Genomic DNA, 22,436 nt, shown 5'->3' with positions numbered 1-22,436 from the left:
ATCCACAGCCGCATCCAGCCCGCTTAGCGTGACCGTCGTGGATATCACTGGAAGCACCGCTCTGATCACCGGCGCCAACCGCGGCCTCGGCCGCCAGTTCGCGCTGCAGCTCCTGGAGCGCGGGGCGGCCAAGGTCTACGCGACCGCCCGCGTCCCCGAGACGGTCGACGTGCCCGAGGCGCATGTCCTGCGCCTGGACGTCACCGACCCGGCGTCGGTCGCCGCCGTCGCCGCGGCTGCCCCCGACGTCACGCTCCTCGTCAACAACGCCGGCGTCTCGACCGCCACGAACCTCGTCACCGGCGACCTCGCGCGTATCCGCCAGGAGCTCGACACCAACTTCTACGGGCCGCTCGCGATGGTCCGCGCCTTCGCGCCGATCCTCGCGGCAGGTGGCGGCGGCGCGATCCTCAACGTGCTGTCACGCCTAGCCTGGCTCTCGTACGACGGCGCCAATGCCTACGCCGCGTCGAAGGCGGCGGCCTGGAGCCTGACCAACGGCGTGCGCCTGGAGCTCGCGGCGCAGGGCACCCTCGTCACCGGCCTTTTCCTGAGCTCGACGGACACCGACATGATGGCCGGCTGGGACATCCCCAAGAACGACCCCGCCGACGTCGTGCGGGCGGCACTCGACGGCCTCCAGGCCGGCGCGCTGGAGGTGCTCGCGGACCAGGAGTCCGTCGATGCCAAGGCGGCGCTCGGCGCCGACCCCGCCGAGGTGTACGCACTGGTCTAGGGCCGTCGCATCGCGGTCCGGCGTCCGGTTTCCGGCGTCCGGTGTCCCGTGGTGACCTGGCCTCAGGCGTCTCGGTTGGTCTCGCCCGCGACGCCGACCGCGTTGAGGACGTCGGCCTTGTCGTTGTGGCTGTGGGTGAAGCCGAGCTGCCGTTCGATGTTCACGGTGGCCTCGGAGCGGTAGGCGAGGATGTAGGCCCGGCGGAATCCGTCGGTGTGGTTGCCGCCCGAGCCATGCATCACCCGCTCGTTGTGCACGGTGCAGTCGCCGCGCGCGATCGGCCTGACCATCACCTCGTCGTCGGGCCGCAGCTCGGTGCCCAGGGCATGGGACTCGCCGCGCCCGCCGTACACGGGGGCATGTGGCCGCAGGTGCGTCTCGTGGGTGGTGGCCGGGACGAACCGCATGCAGCCGTTGTCGATGGTCGAGTCGTCGACGGCGAGCCAGAACGTGGCCGTGCGGCGGTCCTCGGTCGCTGGCCAGTAGGCCATGTCCTGGTGCCAGGCGAACACGGCGTCGGTCTTGTGCGGCTGCTTGGCGAGGAGCTGGTCGTAGTCGATCGTCATCCCGTCGCCGCAGAGCTGCCGGGCGATGTCCGCGGTCCGCCGCTCGTACACGTTGCCCTGCCAGCCGGGAAAGTACCGACGGGGCAGCATCACGTTCACGATCGAGTACTCCGACGGGTCCCGTCCATAGTCGCCGGCCATGTCGCAGAAGTCCTTGCCCTCGACGTCGATCTCGCGGCGAAGGAACCGGTCGTAGGTGACCTCGATCTCGGCGACCTCGCCGTCGGTGAGCACGCCGGCCAGGTGGACGAACCCGTCGCGCGCGAACCGGCGACGGTCCTCGTCGTCGATGAGGTAGCGACCGGCGCTGTCCAGGTGACCCATGGTGTCCTCCGTCTTCCGTCGCTCCCGTAGGACCGTAGGACATCTCCCCGGCGGCGCCTGCGGCCAGCAGGCGAGCAGGCGGACGCGGCACCGGGCCGAGGAGCGAGGGCGCACTCATCGGCCGCGGCACCGTCACCGTCAGGACGCGCCCGAACAACTCCGGCCAGGCGTCGGTTCGCCATCCGTGCGCGCGCACGTCGGGGGAGACACCAGATGCGACGAGGCCCTACAGGCCGGGCACGATGCGCAGGTCACGAACGGCGCCGCCGTCGAGGGCGGCGAGGGCTTCCTGGTAGGCGGCGCTGTCATGCGCGGCCCGGGCGGCCTCGACCGAGTCGAAGGCGATGAGCACGGTGCGGGTCTTCTCCCCGGCCTCGTAGGTCAACTCGGGAAGGCCGCGGGCGACGAAGGTGCCGCCGGCGGCACGCAGGGCCGGACCGGCCAGCTCGGCGTACGCCGCGACCTTGCCCTCGTCGACGATCTCCTTGTACACGCTGATCCAGTAGGCAGTCATGACGCCATCGTGCCCGAGGCCGGGAGGTGAACGGGCTCAGCTCGGCCGATCGTGACGGAAGATGGAGATCTTGACGGCAAACCTTCCGGTCCGCTGACCTCGGGTTTGTCATCCGAGATTGTCCGACCGCCTTGTCGAGGCGGAGGTTGATCGGCTTCGATAGATTGCGCAGGGGTGGGCATGCTAAGGTCCACGACGAACGGCGTGCCCCATTTTCGATGCGACGACCTCCAATTATGGAAGGCGCGACGCCTGACCTTGCGGGAACTTGTCGCGTCAATCATCGGGAGCTTGCTCCATCGATTGTCTTCGCAACCAGTGCCATCGAGGTGGGCGTCCAGCCCCGCGCGGCGCTTTCGCGTCGCGGTCGACCGTCGAGGAGACGCACCATGCGTGCAGTGCGCCCGCGCCGACAGTTTATCGGCTCCATCTTATCTATGATCAGCGCAGCATTATCGGTCATTCTGGCGTACACCGTGGGCGCCGCCGCGCCGGCGGCGGCGGCCACCCGGGCCGTCAATGACATCGGCCAGGTCGTGTCCTCGCTCGAGGTGAACAAGGGCTACGAGATCTCCCGGGACTGCGGGTTCACCGGTGTCCCGCAGGCGAACACGATCGGCGTGCTGTGGCTGTTCTGTGACACCGCGGTCAGCCCGACCGGCCAGCGGGTCTGGGGGACGACCGCGGGTACCGCGCAGGCCTTCACCGCGCCGAACCAGTCGCTGTTCGGCGATTTCACGGACGCCTCGGGCAACAACGTGGTCCAGTTCATCCCGAACCMGTCGGGGTTCTCCTGCGGCGGTACCCTCGCCGCCTGGGCCAGCGGAACAGCGTCGATCCCGACGTCCTCGCCGAATCCGCTTCTCATCATTCCGTACGTGCTGATGTGCCTGGACGGAAGCAACACGAGGCCGCTCGCGTTCCGTATCGTCGACTACGACTACACGACGAACACCTTCAGCAACGACAGCCCGGTCGGCGGCAACGGGATCTTCACCGGCAGCCCGCTGGCGGACAACCGCACCCTGGGCTCACCGGTGGTCTACAACGGCTCGCTGTACTTCTACACCGGTCTGTGCACCAGCTCCGTCTTCGGTGACTGCTCCGCTGGGACCGCCCAGGTCGCGAAGGTCACGTTGGGTAGTACACCGTTCGCGGCGTACAACGCGAGCAATCGGAGCGGTGGTCATCGCTGGCTGGACCCCCGTAACTACACCTTCAGCACACTGGCCGCCACCTCCGGTGGCTTCACTCCGATCACTCCGGCCAGCTTCGATGTCCACCGCTATCCAGCGTTCTCCGGGTCCCCGTTCGTCGCGATCGAGCAGGACGATATCGGCGGGAACATCACGGTGTTCTCGTCGAGCAGCCCAACCGGGCCGTTTACGCCGAGATTCACCGCGGCCGTCCCGTGTAACAGCACCACCGGCGACGGAGGTTTGTGCCGGGCCTACATCGGCCATCCGGAGTCGAGCACGTCCAGTAAGCTGATGTTTTCCTACTTCCAGCCCAGCGACAGCCACGGCAACGGCCACGTGCGGACCGCCTGGATTCCCTGGAGCTGATCGGATCTCGCCGCCGTCGGGTCGGCCCGGTCGCCGCCGTGCGACCGGGCCGACCCGATGCGCATCGGCCGCCGGCCGGCGGGGCTTACCCGCGGGGCAGCCTCCGTCAGACGTCAGACGTCAGGCCGCGCGGGCCGCCCGGAGACCTTCTCGGCCAGCGACCCGCCACGACCAGGCGACGGTGACCAACGTGGCCGCGACGGGCAGGGCGGTGCCGGTGATCCCGCGGACCGCGACGAAGACCTCGGTCGTCTGGGATGTCAACAACCAGTACGTGAAGGCGGAGTTCCCGAGGTTCACCGCCGCCCACAGGAGGGTGAGCCCGAGGAACAGCCTGCGCACGCCGGGCCGGGCCGTCACGCCGGGAGGCAGCGGGCAGAAGTCGCGCGCCAGCCGGTGAACGAGGGGCCGCGGGGAGAGAGCGGACAGCAGGAACATCAGTCCCACGATTCCGGCGACGATGACAGGCTGAAGAAAGTAGACGAAGGCGCTGCCGCTTATGACCGCTACCACGGTGCGCACGGTCAGCCCGACCGAGGACAGCACCAGCAGCGCCGGGATGCGCCGCTTGGTGGCCACCCGCCGGCTCACCGCGGCGTACTCCCACACCAACGCGGCCAACGCCGCCAAGGTGAAGTTGAAGAAGTGCAGGACGACAAGAAAAAGGACCGCGGGTACGACCGTCGCCTCGATGAGATGAGGCAGCCCGTGTCTGGCGATCATCGTGGGCTTGGGAAGCCGGGCGTCCGCCTGCGCTGCCGCCTCGCCGGGTCCCGTCTCAGGGGCGGCCGGGCCGTGGAGGACTGGAGCTCGCTCCGCTAGAAAAATCATGTCTCCAACGGGTCGACGCTGCGCCAGCGATCCACTGTCGCGCCAACCATACGCTGGTCCCCCTGAGCCGCCGTGGCTGGGGCCGTCCCGACCGTGTCAGGCTGGATCGAGCAGGACGCCCGGGTTGAGCAGCCCGTCAGGGTCGAGTCCGCGCTTGACCGCGCGCATCATCGCGATCTCCTGAGGTGACCGGGACAGCCCCAGCCACGCGCGCTTGGCCCGACCGACGCCGTGCTCGGCGCTGATGCTCCCGCCGTGCGCCGCGACGAGCCGCAGCACCGCGTCCGTCACGGCCTCGGCCTCGCTGGTCGCGTCGAGCACGTTGACGTGCAGGTTTCCCTCGTTGATGTGCCCGAACAGGATCGGCCGCGCGGTCGGGCAGGCCGCCGATATCGTCGCCGGAAGCGAAGCCACCGTCTCGGCCAGCGCCGTCAGCGGCACCGCCACGTCGAGCTTCACCGGGACACCGGCGGCGTTGATCGACTCGGTGTGCGCCTCGCGGTAGGCCCACAGCAGGTGCCGGCCGCGCGTGTCGGAGGCGACGGTCGCATCCCTGACGGCATCGCTGTCCGCCAGCGCCTCGAGCAGGTCCTCGGTCGGGTCGGTCCGGCCGGCGCACTCGAGGACCAGGTAGGCCGGGTAGGTCTCGGCGAACGGGGCCGAGAGGCCGGTCTTGTCGCGGACCAGCGCGAGGCCGTCGGCGAAGAACAGCTCGGCGGCCTCCAGCGACGGCATCCGGTTGCGCACCGACCGGACGAGCGACAGCGCGGCGGCGATGTCGTCCACGGCGACCAGGGCCACCGCCCGGTCGGTCAGGAGGGGAACGAGCCGCAGGCGAAGCCGGGTGATGATCCCCAGCGTGCCTTCGCTGCCGGTGAGCAGCGACATCGCGTGATAGCCCGTGTTGTCCTTCGGGAGCCCACTGAGACGGCTGATGATCGAACCGTTGGCGAGTACCGCCTCGATCCCGAGCACCTGCGCCCGGGTCGTGCCGTAACGCAGCACCCGCTCGCCGCCAGCGTTGGTGGCGACCAGACCGCCGAGGGTGGCCGAGTCCCGCGCCGCGAAATCGACCCCGAAGTCGTAGCCCTCGGCGCGGACGTGCCGTTGCAGTGCGGCCAGGGTGACGCCCGCACCCACGGTGACCTGGCCGGAGACCGACTCCACCGGTTCGAGAGCCGTCAACCGGGCCGTGCTGAGCAGGATCGCGCCGTCGACGGGCACACTCCCGCCGACCAGCCCGGTGTTGCCGCCCTGGACGCAGACGGGCACCTTCGCCCGCGCCGCGGCGGCCATCACCTCGGCCACCTCGGTCGTGTCGGCGGGCCGGACCACGCAACGAGCGCGGCCGTGGAACCGACCGGTCCAGTCGGACTCGAAGGAGGCGACGACGGAGGCGTCGGTGAGCAGATGGGCGGCACCGACCGCGGCGCGCAGCTCCGCCGCCAGGGCCGAGGCCGGCGTCGACGCCCAGTCGGAACCCGGCTTCCCGTCGGGGATCGCCGCGTCGGAGGTTGCCGCCACGCCACCAGCCGGCGTCAGCCCGCTGGTCGGCGCGCTCATCCCAGCAGCCTTACCCGGACGGTCTCTGGCATCGCGGCCAGCGAGCCGAGTACGGCCGCCGGGTAGTCGACGGCGATGTCGGTCAGGACATACCCGTACTCGCCACGGGTGTCGAGGAGCTGGCCGTCGATGTTGACCTTGTGCTCGGCGAGCAGGCTGTTGATCTTCGCGAGCACGCCCGGCACGTTGCGATGCAGATGGGCGATCCGGCGCCCGCCCGGCCGCGGCGGCAGCGAGAGGTGCGGCAGGTTGACGCTCATGGCCGTGCCGCCGTCGAGCTGGTAGTCCCGCAGCTTGCCCGCGACGTAGCGGCCGATGTCCTGCTGGGCCTCCTCGGTCGAGCCGGCGATGTGCGGCGTGAGGATCACGTTCGGCAGGTCTCGCAGCTCGGAGCGGAACTCGTCGCCGCGCCCGGCCGGCTCATGCGGGAAGACGTCGATCGCCGCGCCGGCCAGCCGCCCGCTCTCCACCTGCGTGCGCAGTGCGCCATGGTCCACGACGAAGCCGCGCGAGAGGTTGAGGAAGAGGCTGCCAGGCCGCATGCGGGCGAACTGCTCGGCGCCGAACATCCCGCTGTTGCCGGCGCGTCCGTCCACGTGCAGGGTCACGACGTCCGCGACCGCCAGCAGGTCGTCGAGGCTGGCGCAGCGGCGGGCATTGCCGAGCGCCAGCTTGTCGGCGGTGTCGTAGAAGTACACGCTCATGCCGAGCGCCTCGGCCAGCACCGACAGCTGCGCGCCGATGTTGCCGTAGCCGACGATGCCGAGGCGCCGGCCGCGGACCTCGTGGGCCGCCTCGGCCGACTTGTCCCACACGCCCGCATGCATGGCGGTGTTCTTGGGGGTCAACCGCCGCGTCAGCGCGATGATCTCCGCGAGCGCGAGCTCGACCACGCTGCGGGTGTTGGAGAAAGGAGCGTTGAACACGGCGACGCCTCGCTCGCGCGCGGCGCCGAGATCCACCTGGTTGGTACCGATGCAGAACGCGCCGATGGCGAGCAGGTCCGGCGCCTCGTCGAACACCGCCTCGGTGACCTCGGTCTTCGACCTGATCCCCAACAGCTGCACGCCCGCCAGGGCCGCGACCAGCGCCCGATGGTCGAGCGCCCGGTCGATCGTCTCGACCTCCGCGCCGGCGGCCTCGAGGATCGTCGCGGCGTCCGGGTGGACGTTCTCTAGCAGCAGCGCACGCACGGCAGGGGCCCTCATCAGCCGGTGACAGGTCTCCCGCAGTCTACGAAGCCGGCGGCCGGTCCTCGGCGGGGCACGTCGGATGATCATGGCCAGCCGTCGGCGCATACCGTTTCGTTCCTGCGGTCACGCCCGTGCGGTCAGGCCCGCGCGGGTACGACCACGGCCGCCTCCTCAGGCCGCCTGCGCGGACGGGGTGAGGGCGCGCAGCGGCGCCGACAGGGTGTAGGTGAAGAAGTCGAGGAAGCCGTCGGGGTCGGGTCCGGCGTTCATGAGGGCCAGGTGGTCGAAGCCGGCGTCGACGAACTGCTGGGCGACCCCCAGATGGCGGGCCGGGTCGGGTCCGCAGGCGAACCGGTCGGTGATGTCGTCCTCGGTGACCGTCGTGGTGGCGGCGGCGAAGTTGACGGGGTTGGGCAGCTCACTCATGACCTTCCAGCCGGTGAGCGCCCACCGGGTGGTGGACAGGGCCGTCTCGGCGGCGGCGTGCTCGTCGGGGCCGTACGCCACGGGCACCTCGGCGTAGCGGGGGCCGGTGCCCCCAGCCCGGTGGAACTCGCCGACGATCTCCGGTTCGGCCTCGGTGGCGAACAGTCCGTCGCCGCAGTCGGCCGCCAGCCGGGCTGACGGGCCGCCGCTGGCCGCGATCGCGATCGGCGGCGGGGAGTCGGGCAGGTCGAAGACCCGGGCGTCCTCGAGCTGGAGGTGGCGGCCGTCGTAGGAGCGGTAGCCGCCCTCCCAGAGCAGCCGAATGATCTCGACGGCTTCTCGCAGCATCGCGTGGCGGGTGGCCACGGCCGGGAACCCACGGCCGACGACGTGCTCGTTGAGCCGCTCCCCGGAGCCGAGGCCGAGGGTGAACCGGCCGTCGGACAGCAGCGTGACGGTCGCCGCCGCCTGCGCGATCACCGCCGGGTGGTAGCGGATCGTCGGGCAGGTCACGCCGGTCGCGAGCCCTATTCGATCCGTGCGCTCGGCCATGGCCCCCAGCAGCGTCCAGGTGAAGGCCGAGTGGCCCTGGTTGTCCAGCCACGGGTGGAAGTGGTCGGACAGCTCGACGAAGTCGAAACCGGCCTGCTCGGCGGCGACCGTCTGCCGGATGATCTCGGCCGGGCCAAAGGCCTCGGTCGCCAGCTTGTACCCGATCTTCATGGCGATCCTCCGTCGTCGGCTGGGTTACGCCGTCCAGCGGATCGCCTTCCCGCCCGTGCGCCGGTGAATCGTCGGAGCCCGCGTTTCCGCTCGGCCCGCATGGGCTGGCGCCATCGCGGGAGCCGTGGGTCCTGCGTCGATCCCTCGAAGGCGGACGACCGCGTCAAGGTCGTTCTCAACCCGTCGTGATCAGCTCGTCGAGGAAGGCCAGGCGGGCTATCGGCGTCAAGATGTGATGCACGTCACGTCGCTGGCGCGGGTGGGTTGTCGGCGGGGATCGGGGTACCCGACCAAAGCATCGCGTTGCAGAATGAAAGCGAGTGAAACGTGAGTTTCCTGGACAGCCTGGTGGACGGACTCGACGACAACACCCGTTCTCGCACTCTCGATCTCATCGCTCAAAGCGTGGCCGACGACCGTGCCGCGGCCCTCGAGGGCATTCATCGCCGGCCTGCCGATGTCGGCACGCGCGGCCGCCGTTCCCGCTCGGACTCGGAGCGGTCCGACAAGTCCTGACTGGTCCTCGCGGAGGTTTTATAGCCGAGGCGACCTTCGGTCGTCTGCCTTCATGAAAAGACTGAGCGCGCCGGTGGCGATCTCCATCTCCCATGAAGTCGAATGTTCGCGCGTCCGATGGCCGCCGTCAGATTTCGAGGTGCAGGCGCACGGTGGTGTGTCCGTCGTGGGTGTCGATCTCCATCAGGTGGCACAGCTGCCTGACCGCCCACAGGCCGTAGCCGCGTTCCTGACCGGGACCGGGTGGACGGTAGCCCAGGAACCAGTCGGTGGCGCGATGGCTGGGGTTCGTGATGTCGCAGACCAGACGGCGTCCGACAAGCCGCATCGTCAGCCGTCCCTGGCCGCCGTGCTGAAGGGCGTTGGTGGCGACCTCGTTGACGCTGAACACCAGCCGTTCGATTCCGTCGGGGGAAACGCCCAGGGCGGTCGCGGTCGCCGTGACGAAGTCCCGCACCGTGGCCAGGTCGGTGCCGAAGTCCAGCACGGCCTCGTCACCGTCGACGGGCAAGGGCGCGAGCCGCCGTGTCCAGGGACCGGACACGTCCGTCGGGTCGGCGTACTCGGGGCTGGAGTGCGCCGACGTCCCGAAGGCCAGTTCCGGATGAGTACGCCGCGCGTCGGCGACCACGGTCTCGGGCAGCAGCCGGCTGTCATACCCGCAGAGGACCGACGCCGGGTAGGCGGCGAACGCGAGGTTGATCGCCGATTCGTAGCGCGTCCACTCCGCGGTCTCCACCGCGTCCCTGCCGTGCCAGATCGGCTCGCCGATCAAGCGCATCCGCCGGCGACCAACCGTCGCGGCATAGCGATCGACAACCCGATGGCAGGCACCCAGGGCACCCCCCGGTGTGTCGTACCACTCCTCGGCGGCGACGAACTCGACCTCGCTGGCGGCGTCGCGCAGCGCCTGCCGTAGCAGGTCGATGTTGACGGCCGAGGTGACGACCAGCAGCGAATCGCCCTGGTCGATGCCGTCGAGACAGAACGGCGCCGTCGCGGCGAGGAACTCCGCGTCGCTGCCGTAGATCAGCGCCCGGTGGATCAGACCTCGGTGGCGCTCCGACGGAGGACATGGCTCGGCGGTGCTCGTCACGTGGCGTCTCGAGGGGTGACGGTCAGGGAGGGGATGTTGTTGAAGCCGACCAGCTCGACCACGCGGCACAGCAGTGGCGCCAGGTTCATCACGTGCATCTGCCGTCCCGCCGGCAGCCGCCCCGCGGCATGACTCAGCGCCCGCAGCCCAGCCAGGTCGATGAACTCCAGCTCGCCCATGTCCACCCAGATGTCTTCCGGCCAGGTCAGGACGGCCTCGAGCGCCCCGGCCAGCGCGTCGACGGTGTTGTGGTCCACCGTGCCCACCACCCGCAGCGTCCGACGTCCGCAGCGAAAGGCCGGCACGATGCGCAACCGGCTGCTCAGGTGCAGCGGCGTGAGCTCCACCGCTGCCGGATGGCGCCGCTGCAGGTCCTCCAATGCGGCGGCGCTGAACTGGCGCGCGTCGTACTGACAGACCGCCGAAGCCGACTGGCCGGAGAACGCCGCGTTCACCGCGGTCTCGTAGGTGCCCAGCTGGTCAGCGCCAGGCACGTCACGCAGTGCCCAGCCCATCTCGCCGCTGACCCGAACGCCGGCGAAGCCGGCTGACAACGAGTCGTTCACCTCGCTGCGCAGCGCCCGCACCATCGCCAGGGCGTCGAACGCCCCGGAGGCAAGGTAGCTGGTGGCGGCGGTGGCCACGGACAGCTGGCCGGTGGCGAGGACCGCCGCCGTATCGACACCGTCCTCGCGCAGCCACCCCAGGACCTCACGCGGGGCGCGCTCGTCAGCGAAGTACAGGACCCGCTCTCCGCGCCCCAGGCCGGCCCGCACATATGCGGTGACCACCCGGCGTTGCTCGGTGTCGTCGAAGTACGCCAGACACAGGTGGTCGCCTTGGTCTATCCCGTCGACCCGGCGTGCTCGGCCCTCGCATGCGATCACACCAGTCCCACAGTTCTCCCCGGGCTGGCCTTGGGCCGGGGCCCCACCTTCAGTTGTTCGGCCACTTACCCGACAGGGCGGTCACCATAAACGCGATGCCCAGAGCAGATCGTCAGCCAACTCGGCGCGACGCCGCACATGGTGGCTCCCGTCGGCGGGAACTCCACTCCGCGGCGCGCGGCGTCATACCCGGCCGGCGGAGTCCCCACGGATGGCGCGGGCGGCGCCCGCGACCTGGTCGCCTGGCCGGTTGACGGGGCGAAGCACCGGGGTGGCTCGGCCCGTTCCGGCCGCGGCGCCGGTCAGCCACTCGCGCAGGATGGACCCGGCCTCGTGCGCGGGCCGCCAGCCGAGCAGCTCATGGGCCCGGCTGGTGTCCATCAGCGGGACCGCGAGAGCAAGGTCGATCCACCCCTCGTCGATGGGGATGAGGCGACCCCGGAAGGCCAGTTGGACCAGGCCGCGGACCAGCCTTGCCGGCACCGGTATCGGTTGACCGCCCACCATGTTCGGCAGTGAGCGTGGGTCCACGACCGGGCCCGCGGCCACGTTGATCGGACCGCGCGCGTCCGCCCTGATCGCGGCGGCGAACGCGGCCGCGACGTCGTCGGTGTGCACGACCTGGAACTCCAGCCCGCTGACCGCCGGACCACCGGCAGCCGGCCGGGGCGTCGCCAGCCCGTGGACCATCGGGCCGCCGGCCGGCGCGGGGCGCTCGTCGGGTCGGCCGTCCCGTCCGGCTGGCGGTGGCCACGCAGGAGCAGGCCGAGCGTGCGGCGGGGCAGCAGCGGTCCGGCGAAGTAGCGCGTCTGCGAGGCGGCGGCGGCCCCGGAGAGCACGATGCCGGGCCGGATCCGCACCACCCGGCACTGCGGGAAGTCCGTCTCGAAGCGATCCAGAATGTCCTCCACCGCCGCCTTGTGCACGCTGTAGGCGCAGGTCACGACGCCGGTCGTCGGCCAGTCCTCGGCGAGAAGGCGGCCTGCCTTGGAACCGTGGGCGTCCCGGGGCGCCGGTGCGTACGTACCGACGGAGGAGGCGTAGACCAGCGTCGGCACCGAGGCGGCCCGGACCGCTTCGAAGACGCGGGCGCTGCCGTCGACATTGGTCGCTCGCATCACGTCCGGACGACGGACTGGCTGGATCAGCCAGGCGAGGTGGACCACGGCCGCGCAGCCCTGGAAGGCCTCGGTCAGCGCCGCCGCGGCGTCAGGGTGCGCGATGTCGATCGACGTCCAGCGGACGCGAGCCCCGAGTGGCTCGGTGGGCAGGCGCCGGGCGACCGCGACGACTTCCTCGACGGACGGATCCGCCAGCAGGGTGTGGAGCAGGGCGTGTCCGATGTTCCCGGTGGCTCCGACGATCGCGACGCGCATGTCGCAGGCCTCCCCGCCTCCAGCCCGGTTAACTCGCCCGGCGATTCCCCGGTGGAGTCAGCCGCGGGATGGGCGTCGCCCGCGTCGTCCGGGCAGTGGCCTGGTGCGAGCCGCGAGGAGGGCTATGTCGTAACCCGATCCATTGGGGCAGTCGATAGCCATCCGACCCCTCGCCCCGGCATCTGTGACGGCGCCGTACCCGAGCGGACCTCGTCGCGAGCCGTCCCGGCTCCTGACTAACGTTGACGTCAGTGTTAGAAGATGTTAGGAACGATCTGTGTCTGGCGTCACGCACCGGGGCTGATACTCGTCGGCTGCCAGGCAGGCATGATCACGAGCTGTCGCGCGGCCGCCCAGTGACGTCCGCCGGACGGCCCACCAGCGACCGGAGGTAGTCATGCCCAGAACCCCCGTCGACTTTCCCGTCTTCGACGCGGACAACCACATGTACGAGACGGTGGACGCCTTCACGAGATTTCTTCCCAAGGAATATGACGGCCTAATCAAATACGTCCAGGTCAACGGGCGTGACAAGATCGCGGTTCGGGGTGTGATCTCCGAGTACATCCCGAACCCGACCTTCAACGTCGTCGCCCGGCCGGGAGCCTGGGAGGAGTTCTTCAAGCACGGCAATCCGGATGGGAAGTCGACCCGGGAACTGATGGGTGCCCCGATCCGCTCGCCCGAGGCGTTCTTCGCGCCGGAGCCGCGGCTGGCCCTCATGAACGAGCTGGGAATCGACCGGGCGCTCATGTGGCCGACGCTCGCCAGTCTCCTGGAGGACCGGCTGCGCATGGACCCGAAGGCCACCCACGTGGTCGTCCACGCGCTGAACCAGTGGATGCACGAGCAGTGGAGCTTCAACTACCAGGACCGCATCTTCGCCACCCCGGTCATCACGCTGCCGATCGTGAGCGAGGCGATCAAGGAACTGGAGTGGGTGCTCGAGCGCGGAGCGAAGATCATCCTGATCCGGCCGGCGCCGGTTCCCGGCTACGAGGGCTTCCGGTCGTTCGCGCTGCCGGAGTTCGACCCGTTCTGGGAGAAGGTCGTCGAGGCGAACATCACCGTCGGCCTGCACTCCTCCGACGACGGTCTGACCCGCTACTACAACATGTGGGAGGGGCGAGCCGACGGTGAGCACCTTCCCTTCTCCACACCGTCGGCGTTCATCGAGATCATGCACACCCAGGGCCGGGGCATCTTCGACACGGTGGCCTCGCTGATCGGGCACGGGCTGCTCTCACGTTTCCCCCAGCTGCGCATTCTTCCGGTCGAGAACGGCTCCGGCTGGGTTCGGCCCTTCGTGGAGGCCGCCGGCACCGCCTACGCGCACAACCCGAGGCGGTTCGACGAGGACCCGCTCGCGGTGTTCAAGCGCAACATCTGGATTCACCCGTTCCACGAGGAGGACCCGCGCGGCCTCATCAAGGTCGTGGGTGTCGACCGCGTCGTGTTCGGGTCCGACTTCCCGCACGCCGAGGGCCTGTCCGACCCGGTCTCCTACGTCGACGAGCTCGAGGGCCTGTCCGCGGAGGACATCGCTCGTGTCATGGGCGGCAACCTGGCCGAGGCCATGAACCTCCCGTTCGCTGCCGCGGCCTGAGCGGAGAGGCCGATCGGGAGGCCGGTCGAAGTGTGGCTGGTGGGTCCTTCGCGCAGTGGACGGCGGAGGGCCCCACCAGCACGACGGTCCCGCGAGCAGGGAGCATCGCCGATCTCGCCGCCACCGAGCCGGCCGGATGTTCGCCATCGCAGGCAACCATGCGGCCGGCCCGGGGCTGACCGGCAGACCCTGACCAGCAGACCCCGACCGGCAGGCGGACCTCGATGGAGATGCTGGATTTGAGATGCTGGCGAAATCATGATCAGCGATCCGGCCAGCTCGACGGGCGGGCCCGCGCGGCCGACACCCACCGCCGAGGCCAGGGGACTGCCCGGGCCGGAGCCGATCGCCCGACGCGCCCCGTTCTCCGGTAATCCCGCGGTCGGCCAGCGCGGGCAGCGCACCCGGCAGCGCATCCTGGCCGCCGCGTTGCGGGCGTTCGGCGAGGGCGGCTACCACACCTCGACCATCGCCGACCTCGCCCGGCACGCCGGCTGCTCGCGCGTGACGTTCTACCAGTACTTCTCCAGCAAGGAGGACGTCCTCTGGCACCTGGCGGGGCAGGTCGCCCACCAGGTCAGCGCCTCCGTCGAGGCGATGGGGCCGCTGACTCCGGATGGCGCCGGCTGGACGGCGATCCGCGCCTGGGTGGCACAGTACGCGGACATCTACGAGCACTTCGGCGCCGTCTTTCACGTCTTCGAGAGCGCGGCCAGGGAGGCGGAGAGCCTCAAAGCGCTGAACACCCGCGCGGTGGCGCTGACCATCGCGCGGATCCGGTCCAAGCTGCCTGCGGCCGCGTCCGCCGCCGGCGGGGCCGACGCGATGATCGGCCTGCTCCTGGGCGCCACGGCCCACGCCTGCTACCTGGGCAGGATCCTGCGGCACGCGGCCCCGCACGCGTATCCCCGTGCCCGCGTCGACGACGCGATCGCCGACATCATCCACCGCACCTTCTTCGGGCTCGTTCCCGACGTGAACGTGCACGGTCGAGACGCCGTCGCGGCGCCGCCGATCGACTTCGACCACCGGGCCGACGGGACATCGACACGGCGCTCCGCGCTCGTCGGCGCCGCGCGGGCGACGCATGACGCGCTGCTCTCCGCCGGCTACGAGGCCTTTATCAGGCACGGATATCACAGCGCGCGGATCGACGACGTCGTCGAGATCGCCGGCCTCTCGCACGGCCTCTTCTACCGATACTTCGCCAACAAGGCCGACCTCGCGCGAGTTCTCGTGCTGACAGCGATGGAGCCGCTTTCCAGCACGCTCGCGGCAATCCCCGCGCCGCCCGAACCCGGGTCCGGGAAAGCCTGGTCGACGGCAGACCTGCGGGCATGGCTGCGCACATACAACAAGATGCACGCCTCCGAGGCCGGGATCATCCGGATCTGGGTCGACGCGACACGCCGCGATGCGTCGCTCGGGACCGACGCGGCCGCTGCGCTCGACTGGGGCCGGCGCCAGATCGTGCATTTCCTGGAACCACGCGGCTTCGGTGACGTCCATGCCGAGGCGATCGTGGCGATGGCCCTGCTCGACGTGTTCGGCGGCAGAAACCACCCGACGCAGACGCTGGAGGCCGCGGTCCACGTGATCGAGCGCGGCCTGCTCGGCAGATGACGAAGCGCTGCCGTGATCACCGTGATCGCCGCGCCGCCGGTGCGGAGCGGGCCTGTCCGATGGGAGCGTGAACGTGTCCGGCTGACCGTGGTCGGCGGGTGGGGACCGGCTGAAGATGGGTGCATCAAGCCCGAGGCGGTTACCCGCCCCGAACCAGGAGGTCTCTGGTGCTCATTGCCATCCTCGATTTCAGTACCGCTGCCGCCGATCGGCCGGCCGCCCTCGCCCAGCTCGACGGTGAGCGTGACGAGATCCGCGCCATGCCAGGCAATGTCGCCTTCCGGGTCTATGCCTCCCGCGAGGACGACACCCGGATCACCGTCGTGCACGAATGGGACGACCCGGCGTCGTTTGGCGGCTACCTGGGGTCGGAGGCATTCGCCCGCTCCGGCGAGGTGCTTCGGCCGATGATGACCGGCGTTCCGATCAGCCGGAGATTCCAGGCCGAGTTGGTGGAGACGGTCGCCTGACCGGCGTAGCGGCGGGTTCCTACGATCGGTCCGTGCGAGGCCGTCGATGACCCGGAAGGCGTACAGCTTCGTCCGGACGTTCGCGCCGGAGCCCGATCGCGACCTCTGCGTCGACCGCCACTACCTGCTCTGCGCCTCCGCCGGCGTCCTGCGGCTGGAGGCGCGGGGTCAGGCGTGGTTGTTGCCGCCGGCCAGGGCCGCGCTGATCGAGGCGGGCCGGCCGGTCCGGGTGAGCATCCCGCAGCAGGTGACGACGGCGTCGGTGCTGTTCGACACCGACTTCGCCCCGGTTCCGCCAGCGCCGTTGACGGTGTTCGACCTCAGCCCGCTGGCACGGGCGCTGGTGAATGAGTGCGGCGCGTGGGGCGAGAGCGATGAGCCCCTCACGGCGTACGGCGAGACGCTGTTCGCCGCGCTCGCCGCGGTGACCTGGCGGCTTGCTGATCAGCCGAGTCCGGTGGTCGTGCCGGCGGGGCGATCGCCGGAGCTGCGCCGAGCCTTGCGGCTCACCGAGGAGCGGCTCGGCGAGGAGGTCCGCTTCGAGGACCTGGCGGACGAGGTGGGCGTCGCGCCGCGGACGTTGGCCCGGCGGTTCGAGGCGGAGACGGGCATGACCTGGCGGGCGGTCCTGCGTCGTATGCGGGTGTTGCGCGCCATCGAGGAACTCGCCGCGGGGGACGCCGCGGTAACCGCGATCGCGTACACGATCGGCTACACCTCCCTGTCGGCGTTCAACGCCGCATTCCGGGAGCTGACCGGCCGCACTCCGACGGAATACCGGGCCAGCTTCCGGCCCTGAGGCGGCGAGGCTTGGTCAGGTGGGACGGAGAGACTAACGGCGAAGTCGCCGTCGGGTGTTCCTTGTCGCCGCCCGGATTTACCCGCCGGGACGGCAACTGGCGGCCGACGGCCGTGGACTGTCGGACTCGGCGGTGACACTGAGCTGGTGGTCGTCGTCTTCGATAGCGAGCTGTGGATATGGGACGCCCGGCGTACGGACAGCTGGACCTTCGTGAGCCTGCCTGCCGAGGCGTCCGAGGAGATCCGTGAGCGGGCGGGTGGGCTGCGTCGCGGCTTCGGGTCGCTACGGGTGCGGGTCATGGTAGGCGGCAGCTCGTGGACGACCTCGATCTTCCCGGACAGCACCCGCGGCTACGTGTTGCCTGTCAAGCGCGCCGTCCGCCAGGCCGAGGCCCTGGAGCCCGGTGACGTCGCGACCGTGACCGTCGAGCTCGTCGACCTGTGACCGCCAAACGAGCGGGTAACCCGCCAGTTCCGGCATTCCGGGCGGTTCCTTCCGTGATTCGCGCCGGCCTCGGCTGGGTGACGGAGCCAGGTGGCTGTCGAGTAGATATCGAACATATGGTCTAATCGCGGCGTGGTTGTGACCGACAGGCTGATCGCGCGCCGCGCGGCGGTGGCGCACGTGTTACGGGTTCTCGCCGCGTCCTGTTGGGCCCAGTACCTGGTGCTGCGGGGCAGCGTGGCGCTCAGGGCCTGGCTGGGCGAGCCCGCGCGCGAGCCCGCGGACATCGACTTCGTCGTGACGCACCCCGGCCTCGACGCGGACGGGCACCCGACCGCGCGGATCGGCGAGCAGGCTCTGGTGGACGGCGTCCTGGCGGCGCTCGCTGAGGACCCGGTGCCGGGTCTGCGCGCGGACCTGATCGAGGTCGACGACATCAACGGCTACTACGGCTACCTTGACGAGTACCCGGCCGACACGCTGCCGCGACGGTCAGGTTCACGGCTACCGGCGCGACTGCCCCACGGCTTCCAGGAGGAACGGCCGGGCCAGCCGCCCGGAACGAGCCACCCGCCGCCGGTGACCCGCCTGTTGCTTCCGTACGACGTCGGCGACGAGCGGGACGTGCTCCAGATCGACCTGGCGTTCGGGGAGCGGCTGGTCGAGGAGCCGGTCGTCGTGGAGATCCCGCCGTTGGGTACGCGGATGATGRCCGCGACCCCCGCGCTCTCCCTGGCCTGGAAGGTGTACTGGCTGCTCAACGACGTCCCTGCCCGCGGCAAGGACCTCTACGACGCGGTCCTGCTCGCCGAGCACAGCCAGGTGCCGCTCGCTCACATCTGCGGCCTGCTCCTCGAACTCCTGGACCACCTCGACGTGATCCAACCGCTCTCGCCCGGCCAGGTGGACTGGGACCGTTTCCGCGCCGAGCACCCCCACGTCGACGGCGACGCCCAATCCTGGCTCAACCGCCTGGGCGCGGCGCTTGCTGCCAGCTGATCGCCTCGCGTCGAGAGGGGAACCGGCGGCTACTGGGCCGAGCCGATGACCAGCTCACGCTCAAGCCAGCCGGCATCGAGGTGCGCCGCGTCGTCGAACACGACGTATTCCGTGCAGACATCCCGTACCTCGAACCCGCCATCCCGGACCGCGGCCAGCAGGGCGTCGAGCCGGCCAACCGCGGTCCGCCGACCGACACCGCGGCAGCGCTGGGTGACGAACCTGTCCTCGCAGCCCTGGGCAACGACCCGGCGGGCGTTCCGGGAGGGACGGGCACCGTGGCCGCGCACCGTCGAGGCCAACGCGCCCACCACCCGCTGGTCACCGGATGGCAGCCGAACCTTGATGTGATGCTCAAAGTACAGATCGGCGGACGCCTGCGCGTCGAACTCAGGAACGCCATCATTCCAGGGCGCCGCCTCGATCTTCAGACGAAGCACCCGCAGGCCCGCGGCCTCGAGCCGGGCCCGCCAGCGAGTGGCCAGCCCCTGGACCTCGACTGAGGTCCCGCTGCCGAACACCGTCAGCATCGGCTGCGAAGGGGTCGCTCCCTGATCGAGCTCGATGTGGCTGAACTTGGCACCATGCCGCTCGGCGAACGTCGCGAGCGCCGCCACTTCCATCGCCGGGCAGGTCAGATGCACCTCGAAATCGCCAGACCACACGCACCCATCATCTATCGTCCCGCTTCGTGCGGGATTGTTCCCGTCACCTTCTCCAGGATCGGGGAATTCCGGGGCCGGTGCCGGGCGAGCGTCAGGTGAGATCGCCCAGGACGGGGACGATGCTCAGGACGTGGACGAGGCGGTCTTGCGTCGTGTTGTCGCGCAGCCGACGCCGGCCGTGGGGGACTTCTGGTGCGTGCGAGTCTTGCCACGTTGATCGGCGCGGGCGGCATCCGCACCGGGTGGGTGGTCCTGACGCGCCGCTGGAGGCGAGCGTGGCCGTCTATTACTGTTCCACCAATTTCTGCGACCGGCTGATCTCGGTCTCGGTGATTCCCGGGGGCAACCCGGTGGCCCGCGCCAACCCGGGATCGTTCGCCGGCCAGCACATGATCTGCGGCGACTGCAAACGCCGGTTCTGCTATCAGTGCGTGCAGGCGAAGGCACGGTGGTTCGACGCGGCGCTGTGCCCCCGGTGCCTCGGCACGCTCCTCGACCCCGCCGACTGGCCGGAGGTCAGGGACCGGGCCGCCCCGCCCGAGATCGACCTCGTCGAGCGGGGCAACGAGCTGGCCCGCTCCGGGCGGGACGGGGATGCGCTCGCCGCGTTCACCGAGGCACTCGAACTGCGGCCGCGCTACATCGACGCGCACTTCTACCAGGGCCTGATGCTGAGCGGTCTCGGCCGTCCCGACGACGCGGCCGACGCCTACCGGCAGGTCCTCGGGATCGATCCGGCGCACCTCGGCACCCTGCTCAACCTGGAACGGCTGTACATGCGGCGGGACCAGCTGGACGAGGCGCTGGCCATCTGCGAGCAGACGCTGCGGGCAGAACCGAACTTCGTGCTCGGCCACCTCGACAAGGCGGTCGTCCTGCACCTGATGAACCGTCTCGACGAGGCGCTGGCCGCCTGCGCCCGCGGCCAGGAGATCGAGCAGGCCGGTAGGGGAGTCGGCTCACTGCCGGACCGGACCAACCGGGCCACCGGCCTGAGCGTCAGGGCGGCGATCCTGCTCGACCTCGGCCGGCACGCCGAGGCGCTGGCGGCGGTCGACGCCGCTATCGCCGGCGGCGGCGCGACCTCGATCGACCACCAGAACCGCGCCGAGATCCTGGAAGCCCTCGGTCGCCACGGTGAAACCCGGGGCGCCTGACCGAACCTGCCGGCTCGGTACTACGCGACCGCCAGCACGTGAATCGTGGGGCTCTTCGGCTCAGCAGAGCGGGACCTTCGTGTCGACGAAGACGTTGTTGTGCGGGCCGGACGTCGCGCCGTTGTTGTAGAAGTTGTCGGCCGGCGCGTACCGGCCGGACGCCACCCCGGACACGACCAGATAGAACCAGGTGTTCCCGTCCTCCACCGCGTCTCCGGTCGTCCGACAGCGGACCTGCACGGCCACGTTCACCCCGATCCTCGGGGTGTTCGGGCCGACGAAATGCACGGTGGCGAAGGTCGGCGAGCCGGTGTTGCCGGTGACCTCGGTGTGGGTCGCCGGCGGTGGAGTCGTCGTCGGCGGAGGCGTCGTGGCCGGTGGAGTTGTCGTCGGCGGGCGCGTCGTGGTCGGCGGCGCTGTCGTCGGTGGACGTGTCGTCGGCGGCTGCGTCGTCGGGGGCTGCGTCGTCGGGGGAGTCGGAGATGGCTGGGCCGTCGGGGGGCCGTTCACGGTTACCCGGATCGAGGCGCTCTGCGCCGAGTTGCCGGCCGCGTCGGTGACGCGGACCATGACGAGCCAGGTGCCTGGCGTGTCGAAGGTCAGGTCCACCACCGCGGACGCCTGGTCCCCGGTCGTCTGGGTGATCGAACCGCCGGGACCCGCCAGGAAGTTGTAGCTGACGATCGGCACCGCCGGGTTCGCCGCGGACGAGCCGCTGGCGTCGAGCCGCACGGGAAGCGGCGCCAGCCCACTGGTCTGCGACACGTTCAGCCGGGCCGTGGGCGGGTTCGCTGGCGGCGGGACCGTCGCTGGCGCCGACGTCGCGACGACCGGCGGCGCGCTGGGCGGTGGCGAGGTGGGCGCCGGCGATGGCGCGACGACCGGGGGTCCGGTGGGCGCGGCGGAGGTGGTCTGCGCCGGCCTCGTCGGGCGCGACGCCTCGGGAGAGGTTCCCCGTGGCGCCGGCCGCGTGACCGGGGGGACGACCGGCGGCGGGCTGGGCGCGGCCGCGGGCGGCGAGACCGGGGGAGTCTTCGGCGGCGTGGGCCGGGCCGTGGCGGGCGGGGACGTCGCGGGCCCGGTCGGGGACGGCGGCGGTGTCGACGGCGTGGGTGTCGGCGACGTGGACGTGGGCGGGGGCGGTGGAACGGCGGCGGGCTCGTCGGCGCCCGTCGGCGCAGGGCCGTACTTCTCGACCGTGGTGACGGTGCCGCTGGGCTGGATGATCCCGGCGATGCTCCCCGCGGAGTCGTTGAAGAACATCACCGACCCGGCGCGCCGCAGCTCGAACGGCTGCCCGGGCTTGACCGGCACGTTCGCGGCGGCCCGGACCTTCCGCCCGGCGAGGTCGACGACAATCACCCGGCTGGCCGTGAGGTCAGGGACGAACACCAGGCCGGCGGCCTCCACCGGCTGTCCCAGCCGATGTCCGGCGACGCCCAGGTCGATCACGTCGTCGCAGGTCCGGGTGGCGAGGTCGCTGAGGAACAGCAGCCCGCTGCGCTGGCTGGCCAGGAAGATCCAGCGGGCCGCGTCCGCGCCCAGCTGCCCCGGCGGCGGCGCCGCGCCCGCGCCGGCCACCACGACCGAGCCGTCCTTGTCGGCGTCGACGCACACCCCGGGCCCGGTGACGCCGCCCGCCTCGATCGGGCGGGCCCGCCCGGCCGCCAGGTCCACGGCCACCGGCCGCCCGGACACGGAGATCAGCCTGGTCCACTTCGGGTCCACGGCCCCGACCCGGGCCTGCCGCCCGTCGCCGTCCACCCGCAGCAGGTCGCCCGTCGCCGCGTCGACGATCCACAGCCGGCCCCAGGCGTCGGCGAGCACCCCGCCGTCGCGGATCGTGGCATGGACGGCGACGGTCGCGCGGACCCGCAACGTCCGCGGGTCGACGACGAAGACGACCCCCCGCGCCGGGCTGACGGCGAACAGCGCGCCCGGCGCGGGGAACAGCTCCAGCGGCTCGCCGCGGCCCGAGAACGGGCTCGTCGGCAGGTCCACCCGGTAGGTCGTGCCGTCGATCCGCCGCACCGTCCCGTCGGCCGACGAGACGAACGCGTCGGTGCCCTCCTGGGTGCCCACCGGCCCGTTCCCGCCGACGTCGACCCGGGCGATGATCTGCCCGGACATCCCGTCGACGAGCACCGCCTCGCCCACGGCCGACGACACCAGCCACGCCGACGCGTCGTCGAGGTCGACCGCCCGCCTTGGGACCTCCTCCGGCCGCGCGAGGGCGACCGCGAGCCCGGCGACCGCGCCGACGAGCACCAGCGTCAGCAGGATCCGCGGCAGCCAGAGGAGCCACGGCCGCGGGATCGCCTGCCGACGCGGGAGGGCGTGATCATTCACCGGGC

At 70.8% G+C, this 22,436-nt stretch carries 22 protein-coding genes; 10 read left to right on the top strand and 12 right to left on the bottom strand.

The features are described from left to right. Window positions 1-37 precede the first annotated feature (37 nt). Window positions 38-736: an SDR family oxidoreductase gene (locus BCD49_RS26705; protein WP_027141153.1), complete on the top strand. Its 699-nt coding sequence runs from the start codon at window positions 38-40 to the stop codon at window positions 734-736. Window positions 737-798: 62 nt separating this feature from the next. On the opposite strand, the gene BCD49_RS26700 is transcribed toward BCD49_RS26705, so the two are convergent. After that, complete coding sequence (locus BCD49_RS26700; protein ID WP_007507861.1) at window positions 799-1,626, bottom strand: phytanoyl-CoA dioxygenase family protein; 828 nt, start codon at window positions 1,624-1,626, stop codon at window positions 799-801. Between the two features lie 226 nt (window positions 1,627-1,852). Beyond that, the gene (locus BCD49_RS26695; RefSeq protein ID WP_007507862.1) at window positions 1,853-2,140 is read right to left on the bottom strand and encodes a DUF1330 domain-containing protein; all 288 of its coding nucleotides are present in this window, start codon (window positions 2,138-2,140) and stop codon (window positions 1,853-1,855) included. Window positions 2,141-2,529: 389 nt separating this feature from the next. Here BCD49_RS26695 and BCD49_RS26690 point away from each other — a divergent pair, with 389 nt between their 5' ends. After that, entirely contained in the window at window positions 2,530-3,705 is a 1,176-nt protein-coding gene (locus BCD49_RS26690; RefSeq protein ID WP_071042026.1) for a hypothetical protein, read from the top strand. A 120-nt stretch (window positions 3,706-3,825) separates the two neighbouring features. On the opposite strand, the gene BCD49_RS26685 is transcribed toward BCD49_RS26690, so the two are convergent. The 4 genes from BCD49_RS26685 to BCD49_RS26670 form a co-directional block, all read right to left on the bottom strand. Beyond that, the gene (locus BCD49_RS26685; protein WP_035925485.1) at window positions 3,826-4,428 is read right to left on the bottom strand and encodes a VC0807 family protein; all 603 of its coding nucleotides are present in this window, start codon (window positions 4,426-4,428) and stop codon (window positions 3,826-3,828) included. Between the two features lie 204 nt (window positions 4,429-4,632). Continuing rightward, complete coding sequence (locus BCD49_RS26680) at window positions 4,633-6,099, bottom strand: FAD-binding oxidoreductase (protein WP_007507869.1); 1,467 nt, start codon at window positions 6,097-6,099, stop codon at window positions 4,633-4,635. Next, on the bottom strand, window positions 6,096-7,292 hold the full coding sequence (serA, locus tag BCD49_RS26675; protein WP_007507871.1) for a phosphoglycerate dehydrogenase: 1,197 nt from the start codon (window positions 7,290-7,292) through the stop codon (window positions 6,096-6,098). Before serA ends, BCD49_RS26680 begins: the two co-directional genes overlap by 4 nt. A gap of 171 nt (window positions 7,293-7,463) precedes the next feature. Then, a complete protein-coding gene (locus tag BCD49_RS26670; RefSeq protein ID WP_007507873.1) occupies window positions 7,464-8,441 on the bottom strand; it encodes a TIGR03557 family F420-dependent LLM class oxidoreductase in 978 nt (325 codons plus the stop codon). 327 nt (window positions 8,442-8,768) lie between these two features. On the opposite strand from BCD49_RS26670, the gene BCD49_RS26665 reads away from it, so the two are divergent. Then, window positions 8,769-8,957: a hypothetical protein gene (locus BCD49_RS26665; protein WP_007507875.1), complete on the top strand. Its 189-nt coding sequence runs from the start codon at window positions 8,769-8,771 to the stop codon at window positions 8,955-8,957. Between the two features lie 127 nt (window positions 8,958-9,084). Here BCD49_RS26665 and BCD49_RS26660 read toward each other — a convergent pair whose 3' ends face one another. From BCD49_RS26660 to BCD49_RS26645, 4 genes are all read right to left on the bottom strand, one after another. Beyond that, a complete protein-coding gene (locus BCD49_RS26660; protein ID WP_007507878.1) occupies window positions 9,085-10,053 on the bottom strand; it encodes a sensor histidine kinase in 969 nt (322 codons plus the stop codon). Then, complete coding sequence (locus BCD49_RS26655; protein WP_007507880.1) at window positions 10,050-10,940, bottom strand: MEDS domain-containing protein; 891 nt, start codon at window positions 10,938-10,940, stop codon at window positions 10,050-10,052. The genes BCD49_RS26660 and BCD49_RS26655 overlap by 4 nt, the downstream gene beginning before the upstream one ends. A 183-nt stretch (window positions 10,941-11,123) precedes the next feature. After that, a complete protein-coding gene (locus tag BCD49_RS26650; RefSeq protein WP_051466444.1) occupies window positions 11,124-11,321 on the bottom strand; it encodes a hypothetical protein in 198 nt (65 codons plus the stop codon). Further along, on the bottom strand, window positions 11,321-12,316 hold the full coding sequence (locus tag BCD49_RS26645) for an NAD-dependent epimerase/dehydratase family protein (protein ID WP_051466442.1): 996 nt from the start codon (window positions 12,314-12,316) through the stop codon (window positions 11,321-11,323). The genes BCD49_RS26650 and BCD49_RS26645 overlap by 1 nt, the downstream gene beginning before the upstream one ends. A 397-nt stretch (window positions 12,317-12,713) precedes the next feature. Here BCD49_RS26645 and BCD49_RS26640 point away from each other — a divergent pair, with 397 nt between their 5' ends. The 6 genes from BCD49_RS26640 (at window position 12,714) to BCD49_RS26615 (ending at window position 18,260) form a co-directional block, all read left to right on the top strand. Next, the gene (locus tag BCD49_RS26640) at window positions 12,714-13,922 is read left to right on the top strand and encodes an amidohydrolase family protein (RefSeq protein ID WP_007507883.1); all 1,209 of its coding nucleotides are present in this window, start codon (window positions 12,714-12,716) and stop codon (window positions 13,920-13,922) included. A 258-nt stretch (window positions 13,923-14,180) separates the two neighbouring features. Next, window positions 14,181-15,545: a TetR/AcrR family transcriptional regulator gene (locus BCD49_RS26635; protein WP_007507885.1), complete on the top strand. Its 1,365-nt coding sequence runs from the start codon at window positions 14,181-14,183 to the stop codon at window positions 15,543-15,545. Between the two features lie 167 nt (window positions 15,546-15,712). Further along, window positions 15,713-16,015, top strand: coding sequence for a putative quinol monooxygenase (locus BCD49_RS26630; protein WP_007507887.1), 303 nt, complete (start codon window positions 15,713-15,715; stop codon window positions 16,013-16,015). Between the two features lie 46 nt (window positions 16,016-16,061). Next, window positions 16,062-16,814 (top strand): AraC family transcriptional regulator, encoded by a 753-nt coding sequence (locus BCD49_RS26625; RefSeq protein ID WP_007507889.1) that lies wholly within the window; start codon window positions 16,062-16,064, stop codon window positions 16,812-16,814. A gap of 147 nt (window positions 16,815-16,961) precedes the next feature. Beyond that, a complete protein-coding gene (locus BCD49_RS26620) occupies window positions 16,962-17,261 on the top strand; it encodes a DUF1905 domain-containing protein (protein ID WP_007507891.1) in 300 nt (99 codons plus the stop codon). A gap of 138 nt (window positions 17,262-17,399) precedes the next feature. Then, window positions 17,400-18,260 (top strand): nucleotidyl transferase AbiEii/AbiGii toxin family protein, encoded by an 861-nt coding sequence (locus tag BCD49_RS26615; protein ID WP_071042025.1) that lies wholly within the window; start codon window positions 17,400-17,402, stop codon window positions 18,258-18,260. 29 nt (window positions 18,261-18,289) lie between these two features. On the opposite strand, the gene BCD49_RS26610 is transcribed toward BCD49_RS26615, so the two are convergent. Further along, window positions 18,290-18,925, bottom strand: a complete 636-nt coding sequence (locus tag BCD49_RS26610; protein ID WP_035925481.1) for a hypothetical protein — start codon at window positions 18,923-18,925, stop codon at window positions 18,290-18,292. Window positions 18,926-19,200: 275 nt separating this feature from the next. Here BCD49_RS26610 and BCD49_RS26605 point away from each other — a divergent pair, with 275 nt between their 5' ends. Beyond that, entirely contained in the window at window positions 19,201-20,082 is an 882-nt protein-coding gene (locus tag BCD49_RS26605) for a tetratricopeptide repeat protein (protein WP_007507897.1), read from the top strand. A gap of 60 nt (window positions 20,083-20,142) precedes the next feature. Here the strand turns inward: BCD49_RS26605 and BCD49_RS26600 are convergent, their stop codons facing one another. Continuing rightward, window positions 20,143-22,431, bottom strand: a complete 2,289-nt coding sequence (locus tag BCD49_RS26600; protein ID WP_007507899.1) for a PKD domain-containing protein — start codon at window positions 22,429-22,431, stop codon at window positions 20,143-20,145. Between the last annotated feature and the right edge of the window lie 5 nt (window positions 22,432-22,436).

Source organism: Pseudofrankia sp. EUN1h (genome assembly GCF_001854645.1).
Taxonomy (GTDB): domain Bacteria; phylum Actinomycetota; class Actinomycetes; order Frankiales; family Frankiaceae; genus Pseudofrankia; species Pseudofrankia saprophytica.
This window is presented reverse-complemented; position numbering and strand designations above follow the sequence as displayed.

Bases quoted from the DNA above. Each gene is read 5' to 3' on its own strand.
- BCD49_RS26700 (WP_007507861.1), bottom strand. From the start codon at position 1,626: ATGGGTCACCTGGACAGCGCCGGTCGCTACCTCATCGACGACGAGGAC.
- BCD49_RS26695 (WP_007507862.1), bottom strand. From the start codon at position 2,140: ATGACTGCCTACTGGATCAGCGTGTACAAGGAGATCGTCGACGAGGGC.
- BCD49_RS26685 (WP_035925485.1), bottom strand. From the start codon at position 4,428: ATGATCGCCAGACACGGGCTGCCTCATCTCATCGAGGCGACGGTCGTA.
- BCD49_RS26680 (WP_007507869.1), bottom strand. From the start codon at position 6,099: ATGAGCGCGCCGACCAGCGGGCTGACGCCGGCTGGTGGCGTGGCGGCA.
- BCD49_RS26670 (WP_007507873.1), bottom strand. From the start codon at position 8,441: ATGAAGATCGGGTACAAGCTGGCGACCGAGGCCTTTGGCCCGGCCGAG.
- BCD49_RS26650 (WP_051466444.1), bottom strand. From the start codon at position 11,321: ATGGACACCAGCCGGGCCCATGAGCTGCTCGGCTGGCGGCCCGCGCAC.
- BCD49_RS26645 (WP_051466442.1), bottom strand. From the start codon at position 12,316: ATGCGCGTCGCGATCGTCGGAGCCACCGGGAACATCGGACACGCCCTG.
- BCD49_RS26640 (WP_007507883.1), top strand. From the start codon at position 12,714: ATGCCCAGAACCCCCGTCGACTTTCCCGTCTTCGACGCGGACAACCAC.
- BCD49_RS26635 (WP_007507885.1), top strand. From the start codon at position 14,181: ATGATCAGCGATCCGGCCAGCTCGACGGGCGGGCCCGCGCGGCCGACA.
- BCD49_RS26625 (WP_007507889.1), top strand. From the start codon at position 16,062: ATGACCCGGAAGGCGTACAGCTTCGTCCGGACGTTCGCGCCGGAGCCC.